Annotated in this window: 22 protein-coding genes and 1 tRNA gene; 16 read left to right on the forward strand and 7 right to left on the reverse strand. The window is 55.7% G+C overall.

Annotated features, from left to right (window positions below; all coding sequences use genetic code 11):
* Window positions 1-24 precede the first annotated feature (24 nt).
* Window positions 25-597: an elongation factor P-like protein YeiP gene (gene yeiP, locus GXP72_RS15615; protein WP_008500940.1), complete on the forward strand. Its 573-nt coding sequence runs from the start codon at window positions 25-27 to the stop codon at window positions 595-597.
* A 118-nt stretch (window positions 598-715) separates the two neighbouring features.
* On the opposite strand, the gene uxuA is transcribed toward yeiP, so the two are convergent.
* Window positions 716-1,906, reverse strand: a complete 1,191-nt coding sequence (gene uxuA, locus GXP72_RS15620; RefSeq protein WP_208763094.1) for a mannonate dehydratase — start codon at window positions 1,904-1,906, stop codon at window positions 716-718.
* 205 nt (window positions 1,907-2,111) lie between these two features.
* Here uxuA and GXP72_RS15625 point away from each other — a divergent pair, with 205 nt between their 5' ends.
* The 9 genes from GXP72_RS15625 (at window position 2,112) to yejF (ending at window position 13,703) form a co-directional block, all read left to right on the forward strand.
* Window positions 2,112-3,578, forward strand: coding sequence for a fructuronate reductase (locus GXP72_RS15625; RefSeq protein WP_208763095.1), 1,467 nt, complete (start codon window positions 2,112-2,114; stop codon window positions 3,576-3,578).
* Between the two features lie 122 nt (window positions 3,579-3,700).
* Window positions 3,701-4,687 (forward strand): GTP-binding protein, encoded by a 987-nt coding sequence (locus GXP72_RS15630; protein WP_024908179.1) that lies wholly within the window; start codon window positions 3,701-3,703, stop codon window positions 4,685-4,687.
* Window positions 4,688-4,720: 33 nt separating this feature from the next.
* Entirely contained in the window at window positions 4,721-5,422 is a 702-nt protein-coding gene (locus tag GXP72_RS15635; protein ID WP_032645294.1) for a phosphatase PAP2 family protein, read from the forward strand.
* A 427-nt stretch (window positions 5,423-5,849) separates the two neighbouring features.
* Window positions 5,850-6,419: a bifunctional murein DD-endopeptidase/murein LD-carboxypeptidase gene (gene mepS / locus GXP72_RS15640; RefSeq protein ID WP_008500946.1), complete on the forward strand. Its 570-nt coding sequence runs from the start codon at window positions 5,850-5,852 to the stop codon at window positions 6,417-6,419.
* Between the two features lie 127 nt (window positions 6,420-6,546).
* Window positions 6,547-8,103: a cyclic di-GMP phosphodiesterase gene (locus GXP72_RS15645; RefSeq protein ID WP_024908180.1), complete on the forward strand. Its 1,557-nt coding sequence runs from the start codon at window positions 6,547-6,549 to the stop codon at window positions 8,101-8,103.
* A gap of 74 nt (window positions 8,104-8,177) precedes the next feature.
* On the forward strand, window positions 8,178-9,983 hold the full coding sequence (locus tag GXP72_RS15650; protein ID WP_148769120.1) for an extracellular solute-binding protein: 1,806 nt from the start codon (window positions 8,178-8,180) through the stop codon (window positions 9,981-9,983).
* Between the two features lie 9 nt (window positions 9,984-9,992).
* Entirely contained in the window at window positions 9,993-11,087 is a 1,095-nt protein-coding gene (locus GXP72_RS15655; RefSeq protein ID WP_208763096.1) for a microcin C ABC transporter permease YejB, read from the forward strand.
* Window positions 11,087-12,112: an ABC transporter permease gene (locus GXP72_RS15660; RefSeq protein WP_024908183.1), complete on the forward strand. Its 1,026-nt coding sequence runs from the start codon at window positions 11,087-11,089 to the stop codon at window positions 12,110-12,112. The genes GXP72_RS15655 and GXP72_RS15660 overlap by 1 nt, the downstream gene beginning before the upstream one ends.
* Before the next feature lies 1 nt (window position 12,113).
* Window positions 12,114-13,703, forward strand: coding sequence for a microcin C ABC transporter ATP-binding protein YejF (gene yejF / locus GXP72_RS15665; RefSeq protein ID WP_208763097.1), 1,590 nt, complete (start codon window positions 12,114-12,116; stop codon window positions 13,701-13,703).
* Between the two features lie 3 nt (window positions 13,704-13,706).
* Here yejF and GXP72_RS15670 read toward each other — a convergent pair whose 3' ends face one another.
* From GXP72_RS15670 to rsuA, 3 genes are all read right to left on the reverse strand, one after another.
* Window positions 13,707-14,051, reverse strand: a complete 345-nt coding sequence (locus GXP72_RS15670) for a YejG family protein (RefSeq protein ID WP_024908185.1) — start codon at window positions 14,049-14,051, stop codon at window positions 13,707-13,709.
* 279 nt (window positions 14,052-14,330) lie between these two features.
* Window positions 14,331-15,527 (reverse strand): Bcr/CflA family multidrug efflux MFS transporter, encoded by a 1,197-nt coding sequence (locus tag GXP72_RS15675; RefSeq protein WP_045402783.1) that lies wholly within the window; start codon window positions 15,525-15,527, stop codon window positions 14,331-14,333.
* Window positions 15,528-15,542: 15 nt separating this feature from the next.
* Window positions 15,543-16,250 (reverse strand): 16S rRNA pseudouridine(516) synthase RsuA, encoded by a 708-nt coding sequence (gene rsuA, locus GXP72_RS15680; RefSeq protein ID WP_208763098.1) that lies wholly within the window; start codon window positions 16,248-16,250, stop codon window positions 15,543-15,545.
* 152 nt (window positions 16,251-16,402) lie between these two features.
* Between rsuA and GXP72_RS15685 the strand changes: the two genes are divergently transcribed.
* Both GXP72_RS15685 and rplY read left to right on the forward strand, forming a co-directional pair.
* The gene (locus GXP72_RS15685) at window positions 16,403-18,163 is read left to right on the forward strand and encodes a DEAD/DEAH box helicase (RefSeq protein ID WP_208763099.1); all 1,761 of its coding nucleotides are present in this window, start codon (window positions 16,403-16,405) and stop codon (window positions 18,161-18,163) included.
* A 125-nt stretch (window positions 18,164-18,288) separates the two neighbouring features.
* Window positions 18,289-18,573 (forward strand): 50S ribosomal protein L25, encoded by a 285-nt coding sequence (gene rplY / locus GXP72_RS15690; protein WP_008500956.1) that lies wholly within the window; start codon window positions 18,289-18,291, stop codon window positions 18,571-18,573.
* 50 nt (window positions 18,574-18,623) lie between these two features.
* Here rplY and yejK read toward each other — a convergent pair whose 3' ends face one another.
* Window positions 18,624-19,631, reverse strand: a complete 1,008-nt coding sequence (gene yejK, locus GXP72_RS15695; protein WP_008500957.1) for a nucleoid-associated protein YejK — start codon at window positions 19,629-19,631, stop codon at window positions 18,624-18,626.
* Between the two features lie 134 nt (window positions 19,632-19,765).
* Between yejK and GXP72_RS15700 the strand changes: the two genes are divergently transcribed.
* The 3 genes from GXP72_RS15700 to GXP72_RS15710 all read left to right on the forward strand — a co-directional run bounded on the left by GXP72_RS15700 (window position 19,766) and on the right by GXP72_RS15710 (window position 21,922).
* Window positions 19,766-19,993 carry a YejL family protein gene (locus GXP72_RS15700; protein ID WP_008500958.1) on the forward strand — a complete coding sequence of 76 codons (228 nt, stop codon included), beginning with the start codon at window positions 19,766-19,768 and terminating at the stop codon, window positions 19,991-19,993.
* 19 nt (window positions 19,994-20,012) lie between these two features.
* Window positions 20,013-21,773, forward strand: a complete 1,761-nt coding sequence (yejM, locus tag GXP72_RS15705; RefSeq protein WP_208763100.1) for an LPS biosynthesis-modulating metalloenzyme YejM — start codon at window positions 20,013-20,015, stop codon at window positions 21,771-21,773.
* A gap of 72 nt (window positions 21,774-21,845) precedes the next feature.
* Window positions 21,846-21,922 (forward strand) — tRNA-Pro (locus GXP72_RS15710).
* A gap of 38 nt (window positions 21,923-21,960) precedes the next feature.
* Here the strand turns inward: GXP72_RS15710 and GXP72_RS15715 are convergent.
* Together GXP72_RS15715 and GXP72_RS15720 are read right to left on the reverse strand one after the other, a co-directional pair.
* On the reverse strand, window positions 21,961-23,148 hold the full coding sequence (locus GXP72_RS15715; RefSeq protein ID WP_208763101.1) for an MFS transporter: 1,188 nt from the start codon (window positions 23,146-23,148) through the stop codon (window positions 21,961-21,963).
* Between the two features lie 125 nt (window positions 23,149-23,273).
* Window positions 23,274-23,534: a DUF2534 family protein gene (locus tag GXP72_RS15720; protein ID WP_008500962.1), complete on the reverse strand. Its 261-nt coding sequence runs from the start codon at window positions 23,532-23,534 to the stop codon at window positions 23,274-23,276.
* A 209-nt stretch (window positions 23,535-23,743) separates the two neighbouring features.
* On the opposite strand from GXP72_RS15720, the gene eco reads away from it, so the two are divergent.
* Entirely contained in the window at window positions 23,744-24,247 is a 504-nt protein-coding gene (gene eco, locus GXP72_RS15725; protein WP_048991686.1) for a serine protease inhibitor ecotin, read from the forward strand.
* Window positions 24,248-24,271: the final 24 nt, after the last annotated feature.

Consider the following 24,271-nt stretch of genomic DNA (forward strand, 5'->3'; position numbering starts at 1 on the left):
CCTCCCGTAAACAGGATTACTGCAATGCCAAGAGCGAACGAAATTAAGAAAGGTATGGTGCTGAATTACAACGGCAAACTGCTGATTGTGAAAGATATCGACATTCAGGCCCCGAGCGCCCGTGGTGCAGCAACGCTGTACAAAATGCGTTTCGCCGATGTGCGTACCGGCCTGAAAGTGGAAGAGCGCTTTAAAGGTGACGATATCGTCGATACCGTGACCCTGACCCGTCGCTATGTTGATTTCTCCTACATCGACGGCAACGAATATGTGTTCATGGATAAAGAAGATTACACCCCGTACATCTTCACCAAAGATCAGATTGAAGAAGAGCTGCTGTTTATCCCTGAAGGCGGCATGCCTGACATGCAGGTTCTGACCTGGGACGGCGTGCTGCTGGCGCTGGAACTGCCTCAGACCGTCGATCTGGAAATCGTTGAAACGGCGCCTGGCATCAAAGGCGCGTCCGCAAGTGCGCGCAACAAACCGGCTACCCTGACGACCGGCCTGGTTGTGCAGGTACCGGAATACCTCTCTGCTGGCGAGAAGATCCGCATCCATATCGAAGAAAAACGCTATATGGGTCGCGCTGACTGATTGCGGCGTTTGTCGGGTGGCGCTACGCTTACCCGACCCACGAAAAAAACCGGCCCTGAAGCCGGTTTTTGTGTTTTTGTAGGCCGGGTAAGGCGAAGCCGCCACCCGGCAACTCCGGTTACAGAAGTTCCGGATACTTCGTCATCTTCAGCGCCAGCTCAACGCCGCGCACTTCCGCCATGCCTTTAAGACGGCCAATCGCCGAATAGCCCGGGTTGGTTTTCTTACGCAGATCGTCCAGCATCTGGTGACCGTGATCCGGACGGAACGGGATAGGACGCACATCGCCCGCCTGCTTACGACGCGCCTCTTCCGCCAGAATGGCGTCTACCACCGCCACCATATTCACATCGCCGCCCAGGTGCGCCGCCTCGTGGAAGGTTTTTGGATTCTCTTCGCGGCAGGTCGCACGCAGATGCGTGAAGTGGATACGATCGCCGAAGGTTTCAATCATCCGCACCAGGTCGTTATCCGCACGCACGCCGTAGGAGCCGGTACACATGGTAAAGCCGTTGTAAATGCTGTTTACCGTCTCTTTCAGCCACTGCATATCTTCAATCGTAGACACGATACGCGGCAGGCCGAGGATAGGACGCGGTGGATCGTCCGGATGCACGGCCAGGCGAACCCCTACTTCTTCCGCAACCGGCACGATAGCGCGCAGGAAATACGCCATGTTTTCACGCAGCTGCTGCTTATCAATATCGCCGTATTCCGCCAGGCGCGCGCGGAACTGATCCAGCGTATACCCTTCTTCAGCCCCGGGCAGGCCCGCAATAATATTACGGGTCAGCTTTTCGATGTCTGCATCGCTGGCGGCGTTAAACCACGCGCGCGCCTGCTGCTGCTCTTCCGCAGTGTAATCCGCTTCGGCGCCAGGGCGTTTCAGAATGTGCAGTTCGAATGCCGCAAAGGCAATCTGATCGAAACGCAGCGCTTTCGAGCCGTCCGGCATCTGATATTCAAGGTCGGTTCGCGTCCAGTCGAGGATAGGCATGAAGTTATAGCAGACCGTATCAATGCCGCAGGTCGCCAGGTTGCGAATACTCTGCTGGTAGTTAGCAATCCAGGTCTGGTACTCCCCTGAATGGGTTTTGATATCTTCATGAACCGGAATGCTTTCTACCACAGACCAGGTTAATCCCTTCTCCGCCAGCAGCGCCTGACGCGTCTGTATTTCCTCTACCGGCCAGACCTGACCGTTAGGAATATGATGCAGCGCCGTGACGACACCCATTGCGCCAGCCTGACGCACATCATCAAGAGAAACCGGATCGTTCGGCCCGTACCAACGCCAGGTTTGTTCCATTGCCTCACCCTCTTAAGTTGTTATACCAATATGTGCTACTGCAATGACGACTACCATACATGTTTGCCGTGAAGGGTCAATACACCGCCACACATTGATTGATCAAACTCACAGAACGGGGATATTTACGGCTCACCAATTTTATTTGCTGTCATATAACTTTACACTGGCATTGTTAATTAATGGTTAATCAGGTGTGTACCTCATGAAGACAATTGCCTCCACTGCCCTTCCTGCCCGGGTGCAGCAACCCCGCTACGATCGCACGCAATTACGCTCCCGCATCGTTCACTTTGGCTTTGGTGCGTTTCACCGTGCGCACCAGGCATTGTTAACAAATCGGGTGCTGAATGAAAAAGGTGGCGACTGGGGAATTTGTGAGATTAGCCTTTTCAGCGGCGATGTGCTGATGAGCCAGCTGCGCGCGCAGGATCATCTGTTCACCGTGCTGGAAAAAGGGGCTGAAGGAAATGAGGCCATTATCGTCGGTGCCGTCCATGAATGCCTGAACGCAAAGCTGGACTCCCTGCCCGCCATTATTGAGAAATTTTGCGAGCCTCAGGTTGCGATTGTCTCGCTCACCATCACGGAAAAAGGCTATTGCATCGATCCCGCGACCGGAAAACTCGATCTGAATAACCCCCGGATCGTCCACGACCTTGAAAACCCCTCCGGGCCACATTCGGCCCCAGGGATCCTGGTCGAAGCCCTCCACCGCCGCCGCGAGCGCGGCTTGCCTGCGTTTACCGTGCTGTCCTGCGACAATATCCCTGACAACGGGCACGTGGTGAAAAACGCGGTGCTGGGCATGGCGCAAAAACGTTCCGCAGGGTTATCTGAATGGATTGATAGCCACGTGAGTTTCCCGGGGACGATGGTCGACAGGATTGTGCCCGCCGCAACGGAGGCCTCGCTGGCGGAAATCACCGACGCGCTCGGCGTGGAAGATCCGTGCGCCATCAGCTGCGAGCCGTTCATTCAGTGGGTCGTAGAAGATAATTTTGTCGCCGGGCGTCCCGAGTGGGAAGTGGCGGGTGTCCAGATGGTGCAGGATGTGCTGCCGTGGGAGCAGATGAAATTACGCATGCTCAACGGCAGCCACTCTTTCCTGGCGTATCTGGGGTACCTCGCGGGCTACGCCCATATAAATGAATGCATGGAGGACGCTGCGTTCCGTGAAGCAGCCCGTCGGCTGATGCTGGACGAGCAGGCCCCCACGTTGCGCATCAAGGATGTCGACCTCACGGCATACGCCGATAGCCTGATCGAACGCTTTGCCAACCCGGCCCTCCAGCATCGGACCTGGCAAATCGCGATGGACGGTAGCCAGAAGCTGCCCCAGAGAATGCTGGACGGGATCCGCGTTCATCTTGAGCGAAATACGCCGTGGTCGCTGCTGGCCCTGGGCGTGGCTGGCTGGATACGCTACGTCAGCGGCACCGACGATCATGGCAACGCGATTGACGTGCGCGATCCCCTCAACGATAAGATTCGCACGATGGTCAATGCCAGCAGCGACGCCAACCGCGTCCACGCGCTGCTGGGGCTGAGTGAGGTCTTCGGTCACGATCTTGCGCATAATCGCGTTTTTGTGGAGGCTGTCAGCCAGGCCTATGAGCGCATAACCCGCCACGGCGCACGTCAGGCTGTTATCGAAACGTTAAATCTTTAACGATTATTGCGCTTAATGCGAACGGATGAGGCCTCCGTTCGCCCTTCCCCTTCTCACAGGGCCCGTTTTTCGCCAGGATAGAGAATAGTGTTATAGCATCACCATTCTCATCCGGAGCGCACGTGACCAAAACCAACCTCATTACCGGTTTTCTCGGCAGCGGTAAAACCACCTCAATTCTCCACCTGCTGGCAAATAAAGATCCGGCCGAGAAATGGGCCGTGCTGGTCAATGAATTTGGCGAGGTGGGTATTGACGGCGCGCTGCTGTCATCCAGCGGCGCAATGATTAAAGAGATCCCCGGCGGGTGCATGTGCTGCGTCAATGGCCTGCCGATGCAGGTCGGGCTCAATACCCTGCTGCGTCAGGGCAAACCTGATCGCCTGCTGATTGAACCCACCGGGCTGGGTCACCCGAAGCAGATCCTCGATTTACTGACCGCCCCGGTTTACGAGCCGTGGATCGATCTGCGCGCCACCCTGTGCCTGCTCGATCCGCGTCAGCTTCTGGATGACAAGTCGCTGGCCAATGAGAACTTCCGCGATCAGCTCGCCTCGGCTGACGTTATTGTCGCGAATAAAGCCGATCGCGCCACGGCTGAAAGCCAGGCCGCGCTGGAGTCGTGGTGGCAGCATTTCGGCGGCAATCGCACACGGGTGCAGGCCACCCAGGGAAATATTGATAGCGCCCTGCTTGACCTTCCACGTCTGAACCTCACCGCGTTGCCCGCCAGCGCGGAGCATGCGCACAGTCATCCGGTTAAGCAGGGTCTGGCAGCCCTGAGTCTGCCGGAGCACCAGCGCTGGCGCCGTAACCTGAACAGCGGTCAGGGATATCAGGCCTGCGGGTGGATTTTTGATGCTGAAACCGTTTTCGACACCATCGGGATCCTCGAGTGGGCCCGACTTGCGCCCGTCGATCGCGTGAAAGGGATCATGCGCACGCCAGACGGGCTGGTGCGAATCAACCGTCAGGGCGACGATTTCTTTATTGAAACGCAAAATGTGGCGCCGCCTGACAGCCGTATAGAGTTAATTAGTGCGGTTAACGCCGACTGGAATGCCCTCCAGTCCAGCCTGTTGAGGATTCGTTTAAGTTCAGGCGGCTAACGTTGCCCCTGTTTTCACACTATACAGAACGTTATGACAACTCGATTTCCCCTGATATTACTGCTTAATGTCGCCGGTCTGGCGCTTTTCTTCTCCTGGTATATCCCGGCGGATCATGGTTTCTGGTTCCCGCTGGATTCTGCCATTTTCCACTTCTTCAACCAGGAGCTGGTGAAGAGCAACGCGTTCCTGTGGCTGGTAGCAATTACCAACAACCGCGCCTTCGACGGCTTCTCGCTGCTGGCGATGGGCTGCCTGATGCTCTCTTTCTGGCTGAAAGAGGACAAAGCCGGGCGTCGGCGTATTCTGATTATCGGTCTGGTGATGCTGCTATTTGCCGTCGTCATTAACCAGCTGGCCACCGCGATTATTCCGGTTAAGCGCTCCAGCCCAACGCTATTTTTCACCGATATTTATCGCGTGAGTGAACTGCTGCATATTCCAACAAAAGATGCGTCGAAGGACAGTTTCCCCGGCGATCACGGCATGATGCTGCTTATTTTTTCCGCAATTATGCTTCGCTATTTCGGCAGAAAAGCGTTTGCCATAGCCCTGATTATTTTTGTGGTTTTTGCCTTCCCGCGCGTAATGATTGGCGCTCACTGGTTCACCGATATTGCCGTCGGTTCGCTCTCCGTGGCGCTGATTGCGCTGCCGTGGTGTTTGATGACCCCACTGAGCGACAGGATAATAGCGCTGTTCGATCGTTACCTTCCCGGTAAAACGCAACAATAATTGAACAAATAACTAACCTAAATTAACGTGAGCTATCAGGGATCGACATGATCCCTGATAGCCTTCCCGCCACGATCTTTTCCCAGTGTCATATTCTTGTCATCACATTCATGATAAAAATGAAGCAATTGCGCGATAAAGCCTCGGATCTGACCGCATTTTAAGCAATTACGGATTTTTACTTTCTGTATCACATTTTCTTATAAAAAAAAGGCTTTTTTTACTCGCAATACCCCTGGCAATCGGTTAATCTCGAACTCGTTTTGCCCCATAGGGATAATTATTTCGATGGTGAATAATTTTGTGCGCTACGCCACAAATGTGACCAGAAAGAATTGTCTCAATGTGAACAGATAATTAGTCTCGTCACGTTTGGCATTTTTATAACGATATTTGTCGTTAAGGACTTCAAGGGATAATAAACAAAATGGTCAAATCTCAACCGTTTCTGAGATATATCTTACGGGGGATCCCGGCGATAGCAGTCGCGGTACTGTTATCTGCATGTAGTACATCGAACACCGCAAAGAATATGCATCCTGAGACGCGTGTTGTGGGAATGGAAGATTCCTCTTCACTGCAAGCCTCTCAGGATGAATTTGAAAATATGGTACGTAATCTGGACGTGAAGTCCCGCATTATGGACCAGTATGCTGACTGGAAAGGCGTGCGTTATCGTCTTGGCGGCAGCACGAAAACAGGTATTGATTGTTCCGGTTTTGTACAGCGTACGTTCCGTGAGCAATTTGGGTTAGATCTTCCGCGTTCAACCTATGAACAGCAGGAGATGGGCAAGTCGATTTCACGTACCAAACTGCGCACTGGTGATCTAGTCCTGTTCCGTGCCGGTTCTACAGGTCGACATGTTGGCATCTACATTGGTAACGACCAGTTCGTACATGCCTCCACCAGCAGCGGTGTGACCATTTCCAGCATGAATGAACCGTACTGGAAGAAGCGCTACAACGAAGCACGCCGCGTACTGACCCGCAGTTAATATGACTATTGTATCGTTGGTTATCCCTTGGCTGACGATATGATGAAAAAAAGCACTGCTTCGGCAGTGTTTTTTTTTGCCCATTACACTGAATACATCCAGCGGCATTTCAGGAATCACGACGTCTATGCTCACCCGCTACTTCTCCAGTAATCGTAAGATACTGATCCTCAGTATTATCACGGGTCTCATCACCGCCCTGCTCCTGGGTTCCCTGCAATTTTCCTGGAGTTACCACAAGCGGGAAGTCAAATTCGACACTCTGGTGAATGATGTAAGCGCCTATATGGGGAGCTATTTCGACGATTTAAAAAAAGCGGTCAATGTTCTCCAGCCCCTCACGCTGAACACGTGCCACGACGTTAATCAGGAACTCACCTCTCGCGCAGCCTTCAGCATTAACGTTCGCGCCTTCCTGCTGGTCAGGGACAAAATGGCGTTCTGCTCTTCCGCCACAGGCCCGATGAATGTCCCGATGGAGACGCTGATACCTGAGCTGAATATCGATAAACCGATCGATATGGCGCTGCTCCCGGGTACCCCCATGCTGCCTGATGAACCTGCAATTGCGATCTGGTACCGCAACCCATTAGTAAAGGGCGGCGGAGTGTTCACCTCAGTGAATATTAATCTGACGCCTTACCTGCTCTACACGGAGCGCCAGGACGAGTTCGCGGGTATAGCCATCATCATCGGCGATAACGCATTGTCGACCCAGTCCAGTACCCTGGTTCATGCGCACGAATTACATGACATCCCGGTCCGCACGGCGACGCTGAAAGACGTCCCCCTGACCATCAACCTGTATGCGGACGCATGGACCAGCGATGAAATTCTCTACGCCGTGTTCTTCGGGCTGGTATGCGGCATTTGTGCCGGTTCGCTTAACTACTACATCCTCAGCATTCGGCTCAACCCGGGTAAAGAGATTTTAAGCGCCATTAAGCGCGGCCAGTTTTACGTGGTTTATCAACCCGTCGTTGATGCCAAATCGCTCAAAATGACCGGGCTTGAAGTGCTGATGCGCTGGAAGCACCCGACAATGGGGGAAATTCCGCCTGACGCGTTTATCAATTTTGCCGAAGCGCAGAAGCTGATTGTCCCACTGACGCTGCATCTCTTTGACCTTATCATTCACGATGCACCCGTGTTACAAACGCTGTTACCCCCGGGTGCCAAGGTGGGCATTAACATTGCGCCGGGGCATCTGCATGCGGAAAGCTTCAAGGACGATATGCGCACCTTCAAAGCGCTACTGCCGCCGGATTATTTCCAGATCGTGCTGGAAATTACCGAACGCGACATGCTGAATCATCGGGAAGCCAACAGCCTCTTCGAATGGCTGCATAACGAAGGGTTTGAAATCGCCATTGATGATTTTGGAACCGGCCACAGCGCGCTGATTTACCTTGAGCATTTCACCATGGACTACCTCAAAATAGACCGTGGTTTTGTTAATGCGATCGGTACTGAGACCGTGACGTCGCCGGTGCTGGATGCCGTTCTGACGCTGGCAAGACGACTGAATATGTCGACCGTCGCCGAAGGGGTAGAGACGCCGGAACAGGCGGCCTGGCTGCGCGAACATGGCGTTAACTTCCTGCAGGGATACTGGATTAGCCGTCCGATGCCGCTGGCGCAGTTCCGCGAATGGCGTCCTGATATTTCGCCCGAGGGCGATTAATTTCACATTGTCCGCGACGTCACTTATTATTCAGCTTAACCGAGCCGGTCTGTAAAAGAGGGAGCCGCCGCGAGATGCTTATGCGCTTTATGTTGCTGATGTTGGCATTCACCAGCCTGTCCAGCCAGGCGCAAGCCATCAAAGAAAATATCGCCTTCGCGGTGATTGGCGAGCCAAAATACGCAGTCAATTTTACGCACTTCGATTACGTCAACCCTGCCGCGCCGAAGGGCGGTAAGGTGACGCTTTCCGCCACGGGAACCTTCGACAACTTCAACCGCTTCGCCCTGCGCGGCGTGGCGGCGGCGCGGACGGAATCGCTTTACGATACGCTCTTTGTCACGTCTGACGATGAACCCGGCAGCTACTATCCGCTGATTGCCGAGAACGTGCGTTACGCCGATAACTTCGCCTGGGCGGAAATCTCGCTGAACCCGCGGGCACGTTTTCACGATGGCACACCGGTTAAAGCCAGCGACGTTGCGTTCACCTTCCATAAATTCATGACCGAAGGCGTGCCCCAGTTCCGCATCGTATATAAGGGCGCGTCCGTCAGAGCCATTGCGCCGCTCACCGTGCGCATCGAGCTGAGCGAACCCAACAAAGAGAACATGCTGAGCCTCTTCTCGCTGCCGGTAATGCCTGAATCGTTCTGGAAAAGTCATAAGCTGAGCGATCCCCTTTCGACTCCCCCACTGGCTGGCGGCCCTTACCGCATTACCGACTGGCGCATGGGGCAATATGTCGTCTATTCCCGCGTCAAAGACTACTGGGCGGCCAATCTACCGGTAAACCGCGGACGCTGGAACTTCGACACCCTTCGCTATGATTACTACCTCGACGATAACGTGGCGTTTGAAGCGTTCAAAGCCGGGGCCTTCGATTTGCGCGTCGAGAGCAGCGCCAAAAACTGGGCGACCCGCTATATCGGCAAAAATTTCGCAAAAGGCTATATCGTCAAAGACGAGCACAAAAATGAGTCTGCCCAGGACACCCGCTGGCTGGCGTTTAATATTCAGCGTCCGGTATTTAATGACCGCCGGGTGCGGGAAGCCATCTCCCTGGCCTTTGATTTTGAGTGGATGAACAAAGCGCTGTTTTACGGTGCCTACAGTCGCGCCAACAGCTATTTTCAGAATACCGAGTACGCCGCGCGCGATTACCCGAAAGCCGACGAGCTGGTTCTGCTGGCACCGCTAAAAGCGGAGGTTCCGCCGCAGGTGTTCACCACCGTGTTTCAGCCGCCCGCGTCGAAGGGTGACGGCTACGACCGTGACAACCTGCTGAAGGCCAGCAAGCTGCTGGATGACGCGGGCTGGCACCTGAAAAATCAAAAGCGTGTGGATGCCAAAACGGGTAAGCCGCTCAGCTTTGAGCTGCTGCTCTCGTCCGGAGGCAACGATCAGTGGGTGCTGCCGTTTAAGCACAATCTTGAGCGGCTGGGCGTGACCATGAACATTCGCCAGGTGGATAACGCGCAGATCACCAGCCGCATGCGCAGCCGTGATTACGACATGATGCAGCGCCTGTGGCCCGCCCAGCCGTGGCCCAGCTCGGACCTGCAAATCTCCTGGGCCTCCAGCTACATCGACTCCTCGTACAACGCGCCGGGGGTAAAAAGCCCGGCGATTGACGCGCTGATTGCGAAAATCGTGGCGGCGCAGGGGGATAAAGAAAAGCTCCTGCCGCTCGGACGCGCCCTCGACAGGGTCTTAACCTGGAACTACTACATGCTGCCGATGTGGTATATGGGCGAAGATCGCCTTGCGCGCTGGGATAAGTTCTCCGTGCCTGCCGTGCGCCCTGTCTACTCCCTGGGCTTTGATACCTGGTGGTATGACGTTAACAAAGCCGCCAGACTTCCCGCTGAGCGGCGATAAGGAATTATCATGGGTGCCTATCTTCTCCGCCGTCTGCTGCTGGTCATCCCCACCCTGTGGGCCATCATCACGATTAACTTTTTTATCGTGCAAATCGCCCCCGGTGGGCCGGTCGATCAGGCCATTGCCGCCATTGAATTTGGTAACAGCGGCGGCATGCCCGGCAGCGGCGGTGAAGGGATGGGCGCCAGCCATGCGCGAACCGGCGTAGGGAATATCAGTGAAAGCCACTACCGCGGCGGACGCGGGCTGGATCCGGAAGTGATCGCCGAGATCACCCACCGCTACGGCTTTGACAAACCGATTCACGAGCGCTATTTCAAAATGCTCTGGGATTACATCCGCTTCGATTTTGGCGATAGCCTGTTTCGCAGTGCGTCAGTGCTGACGCTGATCAAGCAAAGCCTGCCGGTTTCGATCACGCTGGGGCTGTGGGGAACGCTGATTATCTATCTGGTCTCTATTCCGCTCGGGATCCGCAAAGCGGTGTACAACGGCAGCCGGTTCGATATCTGGAGCAGCACGTTCATTATCATCGGCTATGCCATCCCGGCGTTTCTGTTTGCCGTCCTGCTGATCGTCTTTTTTGCCGGGGGAAGCTATTTCGACCTCTTCCCGCTGCGGGGGCTGGTCTCCGCCGATTTCAGCTCCCTGCCGTGGTATCAGAAAATCACCGACTACCTCTGGCATATCACGCTCCCGGTGCTGGCCACGGTCATCGGCGGGTTTGCGGCCCTGACCATGTTGACCAAAAACGCCTTTCTCGATGAAATTCGTAAACAGTACGTCGTCACGGCCCGCGCCAAGGGCGTGAGCGAGAAGCAGATCATGTGGAAACACGTGTTTCGCAACGCCATGCTGCTGGTGATCGCCGGATTTCCGGCCACGTTCATCGGCATGTTTTTTACCGGCTCGCTGCTGATAGAGGTGATGTTTTCGCTCAACGGCCTGGGACTGCTGGGCTATGAGGCTACCGTGTCGCGCGATTATCCGGTGATGTTTGGCACACTCTATATTTTCACCCTGATTGGCCTGCTGCTGAATATCATCAGTGATATCAGCTATACGCTGGTCGATCCCCGAATCGATTTTGAGGGCCGCTGATGCCGCGTTTAAGCCCCGTCAATCAGGCCCGCTGGGCCCGTTTTCGCCACAACCGCCGCGGCTACTGGTCGCTGTGGATTTTTGCCGTGCTGTTTGCCTTAAGCATGTGTTCGGAACTGATCGCCAACGACAAACCGCTGCTGGTGCATTTTAACGACCGCTGGTATGTGCCGGTTATCGCCAGCTACACCGAAAGCGACTTTGGCGGCCCGTTTGCGACCCCGGCTGAATATCAGGATCCGTGGCTTCGCGATCAAATCGACAGGCACGGCTGGGCGCTCTGGGCACCGGTGCGCTTTGGCGCAAACAGCATTAACTTCGCCACCACGACCCCCTTCCCTTCCCCGCCCTCCGCGCAAAACTGGCTGGGAACCGATGCGAACGGCGGCGACGTGCTGGCCCGCATCCTGTACGGCACGCGAATCTCGCTTCTCTTTGGGCTGATGCTGACGATCTTCTCAAGCGTCATGGGCGTCGTGGCGGGTGCCGTTCAGGGCTACTACGGCGGGAAAATTGACCTGTGGGGCCAGCGGATTATTGAAGTCTGGTCAGGCATGCCGACGCTGTTTCTGATCATCCTGCTTTCCAGCGTCGTACAGCCCAACTTCTGGTGGCTATTAGGCATCACCGTCCTGTTCGGCTGGATGGCGCTGGTCGGTGTGGTAAGGGCCGAGTTTCTGCGCACCCGCAATTTCGACTATATTCGCGCCGCGCAGGCGCTTGGCGTGAGCGACCGCGGGATCATCTTCCGCCATATGCTGCCCAACGCGGTGGTAGCAACGCTCACCTTCCTGCCGTTTATTCTGTGCAGCTCCATCACCACCCTCACCTCGCTGGATTTTCTTGGTTTCGGGCTACCGCTGGGTTCCCCGTCGCTCGGCGAACTGCTGCTGCAGGGTAAAAACAACCTGCAGGCACCGTGGTTAGGCATCGCCGCCTTTCTTTCCGTGGCCGTGCTGCTGTCGCTGCTGATTTTCATTGGCGAAGCCGTGCGCGATGCCTTCGATCCGAACAAGGCGGTATAAAATGACCCAGCCTCTTCTGAGTATTGATAACCTGTCGATTGCTTTTTCAACGCAGGGCGAGACGCGCACCGTGGTCACCGACCTGTCGCTGCAGATCCAGCCCGGGGAAACGCTGGCCCTGGTGGGCGAGTCAGGTTCTTGCAAGAGCGTTTCGGCGCTCTCCATCCTGCGGCTGCTGCCTTCTCCGCCGGTGAGCTATCCGCATGGGGATATTCTGTTTCACGGCCGTTCGCTGCTGCACGCCGATGAACAGACCCTGCGCGGCATTCGCGGCAACAAAATCGCCATGATCTTCCAGGAGCCGATGGTTTCCCTCAACCCGCTGCACAGCCTGGAGAAACAGCTCTATGAAGTGCTCTCCCTGCACCGGGGGATGCGCAAAGAGGCCGCACGCGGAGAAATTCTGGACTGTCTGGAGCGAACAGGCATACGCAACGCGGCCAAACGGCTGAATGATTTTCCGCACCAGCTCTCCGGCGGCGAACGCCAGCGCGTGATGATCGCCATGGCCCTGCTCACGCGCCCCGAACTGTTGATTGCCGACGAGCCCACAACGGCGCTGGACGTAACGGTACAGGCGCAAATACTGACGCTGCTGCGGGAACTGCGTGACGAGCTGAACATGAGCCTGCTGTTTATTACGCATAACCTGAGCATTGTGAGAAAGCTGGCCGACAGCGTCGCGGTGATGCAAAACGGACGCTGTGTTGAACAGAATACCGCGTCAACGCTGCTGAGCGCACCGCAGCACCCCTATACGCAGCGGTTGCTCGACAGCGAACCCTCCGGCGACCCGGTTCCTCTCGATGCGGACAGCACGCCGCTGCTGCGCGTTGAGGATCTGTCCGTCTCGTTCCCGATCCGTAAAGGTATTCTGCGACGCATTGTCGATCGCAACCCGGTGCTGAAAAACATCCGCTTCTCGCTGCGCCCGGGAGAATCCCTGGGGCTGGTGGGCGAATCCGGCTCGGGTAAAAGCACCACCGGTCTGGCGCTGCTGCGCCTGATCGCCTCCCAGGGCGAGATCCTGTTTGACGATATGCCGCTGCACCGCTGGAACCGCCGTCAGATGCTGCCCGTGCGGCCCCGCATGCAGGTGGTGTTTCAGGATCCTAACTCCTCGCTTAACCCGCGGCTCAGCGTGTTACAGATTATCGAAGAGGGTCTGCGCGTGCATCAGCCCGGCCTGAGCGCGCAGCAGCGCGAGCAGGAGGTCATGCGGGTCATGGCTGAAGTGGGTCTAGATCCCGAGACGCGCCACCGCTACCCTGCGGAATTTTCCGGTGGGCAGCGCCAGCGTATCGCCATTGCCCGCGCGCTGATCCTGAAACCGGAGCTGATTATTCTGGATGAACCGACGTCGTCGCTGGACAGAACCGTTCAGGCGCAGATCCTGGCCCTGCTGAAAGGGCTTCAGGAAAAGCACCGGCTGGCCTATATCTTTATCAGCCACGATCTACAGGTGGTGCGGGCGCTATGTCATCAGGTGATAGTGTTGCGACAGGGAGAAGTGGTCGAGCAGGGTGAGTGCCAGCGCGTATTTAGCGCGCCAACGCAGCGCTACACGCGCCAGCTGTTGTCGGCAGACTAGCGGTCAGAACGGGTACTGGCCGGAGAAAGGTTCAGCAATGGCAACGCCAAAATTCTTCAGACGGCAGGTGGCGGCAAACTCGTCCTGGCTTTTCACAAACAGGCATGGCTCACCTTCACACTCCAGGACGGAGCTGTCCACTTCGATATCCGTCAGGGCCTGACTGAGACGCTCCATCACCCGCCATGCATTTTCGTCGCTCGGGCTCAACAGCTTGAGTGCCACCAGACAATTTTCGGAGCCCGCGACGTTTTGCGGAATCGGTTCAACTTTCGAACCTGCAAAACCCGCCGACCAGCGATAGCTCTGGGGCAAGCGATGGACAATGGAGAGTTGTAATGTATTCACGTTCGTTCCCCGGAAGCAAAATTTACTTCACAATTTATTTACATTTATAGTAACACATCATCGCCAGCCTGCACTATTCAGCGCTTTTTTATCCGTTTCCAGGCTCGCGTCGGCGCTATATGTACCCGTTTCTGCGATCTAACTCAACCTTTTTGAATACAATGATGTGACTTTTTACACAAATAGATTTTACATAAAATAAACAAACACGGAATAAACGAACGAGGGTTTGGTTGATATGCATCAACAAAAAAGGCCCTGCCGGGCCTTCTCTGTGTTTTAGTGGGCCGCTTTTCGCGGTCGACTGGCGTAAAGATAGAAGAGTATCGAGCTGGTTGCGCAAAAAGCCATCGCCCACAGCATGGGCCATGCCGTCGTAAAGGTGGCCATCGAAAGCAACGCGCCAACGATAGCGCCGATGCCGAAGCGGAACGTCCCTGCCAGAGATGATGCGGTCCCCGCCATGTGCGGGAACTCATCCAGGATCACCGCCATCGCATTGGATGACACCATCGACACGCAGCCGACAAAAGCCGCCACGCCGACCACCAGCGCCCAGAAGCCCACGCCCAGAAACGCGCTCACCACCAGCCAGATCGCCATCACAAACTGTATCCACAGCCCGGCGCGGAACATGTTCAGCGCCCCCACCCGCCGGACAAAGCGGCTGTTGATGATGGTCATGATGAACAGGAAGACAATGTTCAGGGCAAAGTAATAGCCGAAGTGCTGCGGGGAAACGTGGTTCAGCTCGATGTAGACAAACGGCCCGGCGCTCAGGAAGGAGAACATCCCGGCGAAGCTGAACCCGCTTGCCAGCATATAGCTGAGCACGCGCTTGTGGCGAAACAGCGAGGCAAAGTTGCCGATGGTGGTTCGGATGTGGAATTTCTGCCGGCGCTCGACGGGAAGCGTTTCATCAATAAAGAAGAAAATCATCGCGGAGGCCAGCAGCGCGGCCAGGGCCAGGATCCAGAAAATCACATGCCAGCTAAACCACACCAGCACCGCACCACCGGCCATGGGTGCCACCAGCGGCGCAATCGTCGTCACCAGCATCACGAAGGACATCATGCGGGAGAACTCTTCCTTCGGGTAGATATCGCGCATCAGGGCGTTAATCACCACGCTTGCCGCTGCCGCCGCCAGACCGTGGAAGAAGCGCATGACAATCAGATGATCGATGGTCTGCGCCAGCGCACAGGCAACCGCAGCGGCCGCAAAGACCAGCGTCCCGCCCAGAATGACGGGCTTGCGTCCAAGGCTGTCCGCCATCGGGCCATAAAACAGCTGGCCGAGGGCAAAGCCGAGAATATAGGTGCTGAGCGTCATCTGCGCGCTGCCCGCCGGGACGCCAAACTGTGCAGAAATCACCGGCAGCGCAGGCAGGTACATATCAATAGACAGCGGCATCAGCATGGCCAGCAGGCCAAGAATGAAGACGATTTTGAACGACGAGTGTGGCCTGGTGGTCACAGAGTTCTCCTGAAATTAGTGCGAAGGCAGACCGACGCTGGCGATCTCTTCTTCCGTTAACGGGCGATATTCGCCTGGCGCCAGCTCGGGATCGAGTTCGATCGCACCAATCCGCTCACGATGCAGGCCAACAACGTGGTTCCCCACCGCGGCAAACATACGTTTCACCTGATGGTAGCGCCCCTCGCTGATGGTCAGACGGACTTCGGTCGGCGTGATCACCTCAAGCACGGCGGGTTTGGTCAGATCTTTTTCATTATGCAGCTGAACGCCTTTCGCGAAGTGCTCTGCCGTGTCATCCGACACCGGAGACTCCAGCGTCACGAGGTAGGTTTTCTCGCAGTGGTGTCGTGGAGAGGTGATGCGGTGCGACCACTGCCCGTCGTCGGTCATCAGCACCAGACCGGTGGTGTCGATATCGAGGCGGCCTGCGGCATGCAGCTTGTGCGCCACCGGTTCGTCGAGGAAATAGAGCACCGTCGGGTGATCCGGATCGTCCGTTGAGCAGACGTAGCCTTCCGGCTTATTGAGCATGAAGTAGCGCGGACCGTGCTGCTGGGTCAGCGGATTGCCGTCATACTCCACCTGATGGTCAGGTTGCAGTTTGAACGCGCTGTCTCTCACAATGTCGCCATCCACGGTAACGCGGCTGGCGCGAATTTCGCGCCCGGCAATAGCGCGGCTTACGCCGAGTTGCTGAGCGATAAACTTATCAAGTCGCATGAAATCTTTTTAGCCTTAATGGTGCAGGAAGTCGGACAACAGGTCCGAAAAAAGAAGCAGTCTGGAACGGTTCAGTATAATGGTCTGGTTGCGCCACTCAAGGGAAAAAGTTTCGTGGCATACTATGTGCGGAATAACGAAACCGAGACCCCATGACTTTTACACTTCGTCCCTATCAGCAGGAAGCCGTTGACGCCACCCTCGCCTGGTTCCGTAAACATCGCGAGCCGGCGGTGATTGTGCTCCCGACCGGCGCAGGCAAAAGCCTGGTCATTGCCGAGCTGGCGCGTCTGGCCCGCGGTCGCGTGCTGGTACTGGCGCACGTTAAAGAGCTCGTCGCGCAAAACCATGCCAAGTATTGTGCACTTGGGCTGGAAGCCGACATTTTCGCCGCCGGGCTAAAGCGTAAAGAGAGCCACGGCAAAGTGGTGTTTGGCAGCGTGCAGTCGGTGGCCCGCAATCTGGATCTGTTTCGCAGCGAATTTTCGCTGCTGATTGTCGACGAATGTCACCGCATCAGCGATGACGACGACAGCCAGTATCAGCAAATCCTGTCACACCTGAAAGCGGTGAACCCTCACCTGCGCCTGCTGGGCCTGACGGCGACCCCGTTTCGCCTGGGGAAAGGCTGGATCTATCGCTACCATTATCACGGCATGGTGCGCGGCGATGACAAGGCCCTGTTTAGCGACTGCATTTACGAGCTTCCGCTGCGCTACATGATTAAACATGGCTACCTGACGCCGCCTGAACGGCTGGATATGCCGGTGGTGCAGTACGATTTCAGCCGTCTGCAGGCGCAGAGCAACGGGTTATTCAGCGAAGCGGATCTTAATCAGGAGCTGAAAAAGCAGAAACGTATTACGCCGCACATCATCAGCCAGATAGAGGAGTTTGCGCAGACGCGCAAAGGGGTGATGATCTTTGCCGCCACCGTTGAGCACGCGCGGGAAATCACCGGGTTACTGCCCTCCGGCGACGCGGCGCTCATCACCGGCGAGACGCCCGGCCCGGAGCGCGACAGCCTGATCGACGCGTTTAAGGCCCAGCGGTTCCGCTATCTGGTTAACGTGTCGGTATTGACCACCGGCTTTGACGCCCCGCACGTCGACCTGATCGCCATTTTACGCCCGACCGAATCGGTGAGTCTGTATCAGCAAATTGTTGGCCGCGGCCTGCGTCTGGCCCCGGGGAAAACCGACTGCCTGATTCTGGATTATGCCGGTAACCCGCACGATCTCTATACGCCTGAGGTCGGCTCGCCAAAAGGAAAAAGCGACAACGTGCCCGTGCAGGTCTTTTGCCCTGCCTGCGGGTTTGCCAACACCTTCTGGGGCAAAACCACCGCCGACGGCACGCTGATCGAACATTTTGGCCGCCGCTGTCAGGGCTGGTTTGAAGATGATGACGGGCATCGCGAGCAGTGCGATTTTCGTTTCCGCTTTAAAAACTGCCCGCAGTGCAACGCCGAAAACGACATTGCCGCTCGCCGCTGTCGGGAATGTGACACGGTGCTGGTTGACCCGGACGACATGCTGAAAGCAGCATTAAAGCTGAAAGATGCGCTGGTACTGCGCTGTTCCGGCATGGCGTTGCAGCCCGGCGCCGATGAAAAAGGCGAATGGTTGAAAATCACCTATTACGACGAAGACGGGGCGGACGTCAGCGAGCGCTTCCGGGTCCAGACGCCTGCTCAGCGAACGGCCTTCGAACAGCTGTTTATCCGCCCGCACACCCGCACCCCGGGCGTGCCCCTGCGCTGGATCACCGTGGCCGATATCGTGCGCCAGCAGGTGCTGTTGCGCCATCCGGATTTTGTGGTCGCCCGTAAGAAAGGCCAGTTCTGGCAGGTGCGCGAGAAACTCTTTGACTACGAAGGTCGCTTCCGTCGCGCCAACGAATTGCGCGGGTAACGGGACTTTTCATTGATGTGAAGGGCATTTGAGTATAAAATGCCGCCCGCTTCACATCCGTGAGGCAGAACACTCACCTGCTGCTGGGTCGCCTGTAGTAGGGTTTTAAATACAGAGAGAAATCAATGTTTACTATCGAAGCAGAAGTACGTAACGTGCAGGGTAAGGGTGCGAGCCGCCGCCTGCGTACCGCTAACAAGTTCCCGGCTATCGTTTACGGTGGCGAAGCTGCTCCAGTTGCAATCGAACTGGATCACGACAAACTGTGGAACCTGCAGACCAAAGCTGAATTCTACAGCGAAGTTCTGACCATCGTTGTTGGCGGTAAAGAAGAAAAAGTGAAAGTTCAGGCTGTTCAGCGTCACGCGTTCAAGCCAAAACTGACTCACATCGACTTCGTTCGCGCGTAATCGCAAACCTGTCGAAAAAAACCCCGCTTCTGCGGGGTTTTTTGTGCCTGCTATTTACCGCCCGAGGTGCGGCGCTGAAGCTGATCGCGCAGATTCGGCGGCGTCCCCTTAATGGTCAGCGTATCGGTGGCCGGATCCCAGAAGATACGTTCCCCCAGCAGCATCGCATCAAAGTTGATGGTTAACCCGCCGCCGCTGCCGGCAAACTTGGTTAACTGGCGCAGCGTGCTGCGATCCGCCGGGAAGCTCTCTTCAAGCTCATAGCCCTTTTCTGCGGTAAATTCCTGGAAGCTGACTTCGCTGACGCCTGCCAGCTCTTTTGACAGCGACTCCAGCTCAATCTCTTCCCCTGCCTGCAGCTGTTCGTTGCAGTAGCTGTAAACCTGCTGGCGCACCGTCTGGCGCTCGGATTTATCGAGCTGCGCTTCTGCTGTGAAATCGTCAACCGCCTGGAGCAGCCCTTTGTTCTGCGCTTTGGCGTTAAGCCCTTCACTGGCACCGAGGAAGTCCATAAAGAAATCCGCCACTTTGCGGCCCACGCGCCCCTTCAGGAATGTCAGGTAGCGGGTCGACTCCGGGTTGGTTTCCCATTCGGTCAAATCAATACGCGCCACGATATCCGCATGGTTGATATCCAGATAATGCGTCGAGCTGATGTCCAGCTGCTCATTCACGCGCATGCTGCTTAAGTTATTCAGTACGGTAACCAGCAAATACTCGACCGCCAGATAGCGGTAGTGGCAGAACAGCACGATCCCGCCGTCGGCGAACGGATATTTCGCCAGCTCGTCGCGCAGACGCCCGGTTGCGGCGCGGCTAAAGGCCAGAAAATCCTCTTCACCCTGGCGCTGCAGGCGCAGGCTATCGGCCAGTTCACTCTCTTCGCTGAACAGCCCATAGGCTTTATTTTTGGCGCTGTAGACGCGATGCAGCTCTGCCATCATCTCCACAACGGTCGCAGTGGGTTCCAGTAACGAATCGCGCAGCACCACTTCAAGGGTTTGCTCATCACGCTTGATAAGCTGGTGCAAGGCAATCTGGTTGATTTCCAGACTCATGATAAACTCTCCTTTTAGACCGGGCGGTATTCAACCACCACCAGGACATGTGTGCAACAACAGATAAAAAAGGGGAAAAAAAGCTGTTGCTACGGTAATATGTTGCCCTTTCATCAACAAACTGATTTTGATTTATGCCACAACATTCCCGCTACAGTGATGAACACGTTGAACAACTGCTCAGTGAGCTGGTCAACGTACTGGAAAAACATAAAACGCCGACCGATCTCTCCCTGATGGTTTTGGGAAATATGGTCACCAACCTGATTAACACCAGCGTTGCTCCGGCTCAGCGTCAGGCGATCGCAAAATCTTTCGCCCAGGCTTTACAGTCGTCCGTCAGCAACGACCCGGCCCATTAAGGGATACGAACAACAGTTTATGGTGACGAATCGTCAGCGCTACCGTGAAAAAGTCTCCCAGATGGTCAGCTGGGGGCACTGGTTTGCCCTGTTCAACATTCTGCTGGCGACGGTCATTGGCTGTCGTTATCTGTTTGTCGCAGACTGGCCAACAACGCTCACCGGGCGTATCTACTCCTGGATAAGCGTTGTCGGTCACTTTAGCTTTTTGGTTTTCGCCACCTATCTGCTGATCCTGTTCCCCCTGACGTTTATCGTCATGTCGCAGCGTCTGATGCGATTCTTGTCCGCCATCCTTGCGACGGTGGGGATGACGCTGCTGCTTATCGACAGTGAAGTGTTCACCCGCTTCCACCTGCATCTCAACCCCATCGTCTGGGAACTGGTGATTAACCCCGACCAGAACGAAACGGCCCGTGACTGGCAACTGATGTTTATCAGCGTCCCGGTGATCCTGTTGATTGAGATGCTGTTTGCCACCTGGAGCTGGCAAAAACTGCGTAGCCTGACCCGGCGACGCCACTACGCGAAGCCCGTCGCCGCGCTCTTCTTCGTCTCCTTTATCAGTTCGCACATCATGTATATCTGGGCGGATGCGAACTTCTATCGCCCTATTACCATGCAGCGCGCGAACCTGCCGCTCTCATATCCGATGACGGCCCGTCGCTTCCTCGAAAAACATGGCCTGCTTGATGCGCAGGAATATCAGCGCCGTCTTATCGAGCAGGGTAACCCGGAAGCCGTCAGCGTGCAGTATCCTCTGAGCGACCTGAGCTACCGCGATATGGGACGAGGCCAAAACGTCCTGCTTATCACCGTCGATGGACTGAACTATTCCCGTTACGAGAAGCAGATGCCTGCGCTGGCCAATTTCGCGAGTCAAAACGTCTCGTTTACTCAGCATATGAGCTCCGGTAACACAACCGACGCGGGCATCTTTGGCCTCTTCTATGGCATTTCAGCCGGCTATATGGACGGCGTACTGTCTACCCGCACACCTGCGGCGCTGATCACCGGGCTGAATCAGCAGGGCTATCAGTTAGGGTTGTTCTCATCCGATGGCTTTAACAGCCCGCTCTACCGCCAGGCGCTGCTGTCTGATTTCTCACTGCCGACGGCACAAAATCAGTCTGATGCGCAGACCGCCAGCCAATGGATAAACTGGCTGCAGCGCTACGCCCAGGAAGATAACCGCTGGTTCTCATGGGTTGCCTTTAACGGCACAACGCTTGCAAACAGCAATAAGAGTGATTTTGCGCGCCGCTACGGCCGCGCGGCGGGTGATGTTGATGCGCAGATTGGTCGCGTGCTTGACGCGCTACGTGAGTCCGGCAAGCTTGATAACACCGTGGTGATCGTGACCGCAGGCCATGGCGTCCCGTTAGGTGACGAGACGAAGAGTATGAGCTGGTCACGCCCGAACCTGCAGGTTCCGCTGGTGATCCACTGGCCGGGCACCCCGGCGCAGCGCATCAATATGCTTACCGAGCATAAAGATGTGATGACCACCCTGATGCAACGCCTGCTGCACGTCAGCACGCCAGCAAACGAGTATTCGCAGGGCCAGGATCTCTTCAGCGCCGCGCGCCGCCATAACTGGGTCACGGCTGCGGGTAATAATACGCTGGTGGTGACTACGCCGAAGCTGACGCTGGTGCTGAACAACAACGGGAATTATCAGACGTATAACCTGCAGGGTGAACGACTGAAAGACCAGAAGCCGCAGCTGAGCCTGCTGCTGCAGGTTCTGACGGATGAGAAGCGCTTCATCGCTAACTGATTAATAATAAACCAGTTAGCGACGGATTCCCTTGCATTCAAAACGGAATCGAGTAGTATTCTTTTCATGCGTCGGCACGTAGCGCAGCCTGGTAGCGCACCGTCATGGGGTGTCGGGGGTCGGAGGTTCAAATCCTCTCGTGCCGACCAAAATCACATTGAAAACCAGCCTCTTATGGCTGGTTTTTTTATTTCGCCTCGTCCGGGGTTTTGCGCAGGTACACCAGCGTAACCAAACAAATCACCGCTCCGGCATAGAACGTATATTCTGCGCCAAACGTCTCCCAGATGGCTCCTGCCCCCAGGCTGGCGACTAACAATCCCACGCCGCTGACCAGACTAAAAATGCCGTAGGCGGTACCGCGCAAATCCGCAGGCGCAGTTTTCGCAATCATTGCCGCCAGCAGCCCCTGCGTCATCCCCATATGCACTCCCCAAAGCGCAACGCCCAGAAGCATTCCAGCCCAGTGGGTGCTCAGCGCCAACACAACATCTGCTCCAATCAGCATCACCAGCCCAAACTGCAGTAATCGGGTGTGGCACATCCCGTCAGATAACTTGCCAAACGGATAGGCAGAGAGGAAATAGAGCAGATTCATGGCCACCATCACCAGCGGGATCAGCGCCAGCGGCACACCCGACTGCTGAGCGCGAAGCACAAGAAATGCTTCACTGAAACGTGCGAGCGTGAAGATGGCCCCCAGACCAATAACCCACCAGCAGCCTTTCCCGAGGCGCCTGAGGTTCTCTTTTTTGATAGGGTTCGTTCGTTTATGCTCGACAGGGGTTTTAGGCTCATGCAGGCCGAAGAAAAGCAGCGCCACGGCGAGCACGCCGGGGATCACCGCGATCCAGAAAATGGTACGAAAATCATCGTCCCACAGCAGCATTAAGCCTACGGCCAGCAACGGCCCGAGAAATGCGCCAATGGTGTCCATCGACTGACGCAAACCAAAGGCCGCGCCGCGGAGTTCCGGCGGCGTAACGTCAGCGACCAGCGCATCGCGCGGCGCTCCCCGGATCCCCTTCCCCACCCGGTCGATTAAGCGAGCCCCAAGGATCATGCCGGAGGAAGAGGCAATAGCAAACAGCGGTTTACTCAACGCGCCAAGACCGTAGCCCAGAACAGCCAGCCCTTTACGCTTGCCCAGATAGTCACTGATGGCGCCGGAAAACACCTTGATAAACAGCGCCGTGGCCTCAGCCAGGCCTTCAATCAAACCAATGAAAATCACGCTGGCTCCCAGCGTCGTAACCATAAACAACGGCAGCAGGCTATGAATGATCTCCGAAGAGATATCCATCAGCATACTGACGCCGCCCACAACCCAGACTCCTTTCGGGATCCGGCTGAGCGTTGCAAACCGGGATAACATTGCGCATCTCCTGCTTTATGTCGAACAGTCTTGTTCGAAACAGAATATCCTGGAAATGCGAATAAAAATCATCTGATATAAAAAAAGCCAGCCCGCAGGCTGGCTTCATTATCTGAGGTGAAGGCTTAGTGCTTCTCACGTCCGCCCAGGAAGAAAATGCCCAGCGGGATGGCCAGCAGAACGGTGAACACCAGACTGTAGACGAAGATCATCGCCGATTGCAGGACATACATGCTGGTTGTCCAGGCAGAGAGAGGAATGTTGTACTGTTCGATGACGCCAACAATGGTGGCCCGCCCCACGCATGCGGCAGCAATCATAAACACGACCAGCAGCGCCAGGAGGAACTTGCGGCCTTCAGGCGTTTTCAGTTTTGCTCGAACCATCTCTCTTCCCTTTTACAGATGAATAACATTATAGAGGATCTAAAATAACACAAACGCCTGCCGGACTCCACGCCAGGACAAACATCTACCTAAATGGCAAATATGTGGTTTATTACGCTATTCATATTGAAAATGTAAGTAAATAACACCAATCATTCATAATTGATATGTTAACCTGTGCAGGATCGTTTTGACATAAAGGAATGACAATGAAAAACGCACCTAAATTTGCCATCGCACTCATCGCCGCCGCGTGTGTCAGCACCAGTGCTTTCGCCAGCGAAACACCTAAAGAGCAGCCGCTGGAAAAAGTCGCCCCGTATCCGAAAGCGGATAAAGGGATGAAGCGTCAGGTGATTCAGCTGCCGGCACAGCAGGATGAAGCGAATTTCAAAGTGGAGCTGTTAATTGGCAAGACGCTGGAAGTGGACTGCAACCAGCATCGCCTGGGCGGTCAGCTGGAAAGCAAAACCCTGGAAGGCTGGGGTTACGACTACTACGTCTTTGATAAAGTCACCTCGCCGGTCTCCACCATGATGGCCTGCCCGGATGGCAAGAAAGAGAAGAAATTTGTGACAGCGTATCTGGGCGACAATAGCCTGCTGCGCTACAACAGCAAGTTGCCGATCGTGGTCTATACGCCTGAAAACGTGGAAGTGAAGTATCGCGTGTGGAAGGCAGAAGAGACTGTCGGACAAGCGGTAGTACGTTAAAAGTCGGGTGGCGGCTTCGCCTAA

This window comes from Enterobacter sp. SES19, from assembly GCF_011765665.1.
GTDB lineage: Bacteria > Pseudomonadota > Gammaproteobacteria > Enterobacterales > Enterobacteriaceae > Enterobacter > Enterobacter pseudoroggenkampii.

Bases quoted from the DNA above. Each gene is read 5' to 3' on its own strand.
- yejF (WP_208763097.1), top strand. From the start codon at position 12,114: ATGACCCAGCCTCTTCTGAGTATTGATAACCTGTCGATTGCTTTTTCA.
- GXP72_RS15720 (WP_008500962.1), bottom strand. From the start codon at position 23,534: ATGGTTCGAGCAAAACTGAAAACGCCTGAAGGCCGCAAGTTCCTCCTG.
- GXP72_RS15715 (WP_208763101.1), bottom strand. From the start codon at position 23,148: ATGTTATCCCGGTTTGCAACGCTCAGCCGGATCCCGAAAGGAGTCTGG.
- GXP72_RS15650 (WP_148769120.1), top strand. From the start codon at position 8,178: ATGCTTATGCGCTTTATGTTGCTGATGTTGGCATTCACCAGCCTGTCC.
- GXP72_RS15685 (WP_208763099.1), top strand. From the start codon at position 16,403: ATGACTTTTACACTTCGTCCCTATCAGCAGGAAGCCGTTGACGCCACC.
- yejM (WP_208763100.1), top strand. From the start codon at position 20,013: ATGGTGACGAATCGTCAGCGCTACCGTGAAAAAGTCTCCCAGATGGTC.
- yeiP (WP_008500940.1), top strand. From the start codon at position 25: ATGCCAAGAGCGAACGAAATTAAGAAAGGTATGGTGCTGAATTACAAC.
- GXP72_RS15660 (WP_024908183.1), top strand. From the start codon at position 11,087: ATGCCGCGTTTAAGCCCCGTCAATCAGGCCCGCTGGGCCCGTTTTCGC.
- GXP72_RS15645 (WP_024908180.1), top strand. From the start codon at position 6,547: ATGCTCACCCGCTACTTCTCCAGTAATCGTAAGATACTGATCCTCAGT.
- GXP72_RS15655 (WP_208763096.1), top strand. From the start codon at position 9,993: ATGGGTGCCTATCTTCTCCGCCGTCTGCTGCTGGTCATCCCCACCCTG.
- GXP72_RS15700 (WP_008500958.1), top strand. From the start codon at position 19,766: ATGCCACAACATTCCCGCTACAGTGATGAACACGTTGAACAACTGCTC.
- yejK (WP_008500957.1), bottom strand. From the start codon at position 19,631: ATGAGTCTGGAAATCAACCAGATTGCCTTGCACCAGCTTATCAAGCGT.
- GXP72_RS15625 (WP_208763095.1), top strand. From the start codon at position 2,112: ATGAAGACAATTGCCTCCACTGCCCTTCCTGCCCGGGTGCAGCAACCC.
- mepS (WP_008500946.1), top strand. From the start codon at position 5,850: ATGGTCAAATCTCAACCGTTTCTGAGATATATCTTACGGGGGATCCCG.
- rplY (WP_008500956.1), top strand. From the start codon at position 18,289: ATGTTTACTATCGAAGCAGAAGTACGTAACGTGCAGGGTAAGGGTGCG.
- uxuA (WP_208763094.1), bottom strand. From the start codon at position 1,906: ATGGAACAAACCTGGCGTTGGTACGGGCCGAACGATCCGGTTTCTCTT.
- rsuA (WP_208763098.1), bottom strand. From the start codon at position 16,250: ATGCGACTTGATAAGTTTATCGCTCAGCAACTCGGCGTAAGCCGCGCT.
- GXP72_RS15635 (WP_032645294.1), top strand. From the start codon at position 4,721: ATGACAACTCGATTTCCCCTGATATTACTGCTTAATGTCGCCGGTCTG.
- eco (WP_048991686.1), top strand. From the start codon at position 23,744: ATGAAAAACGCACCTAAATTTGCCATCGCACTCATCGCCGCCGCGTGT.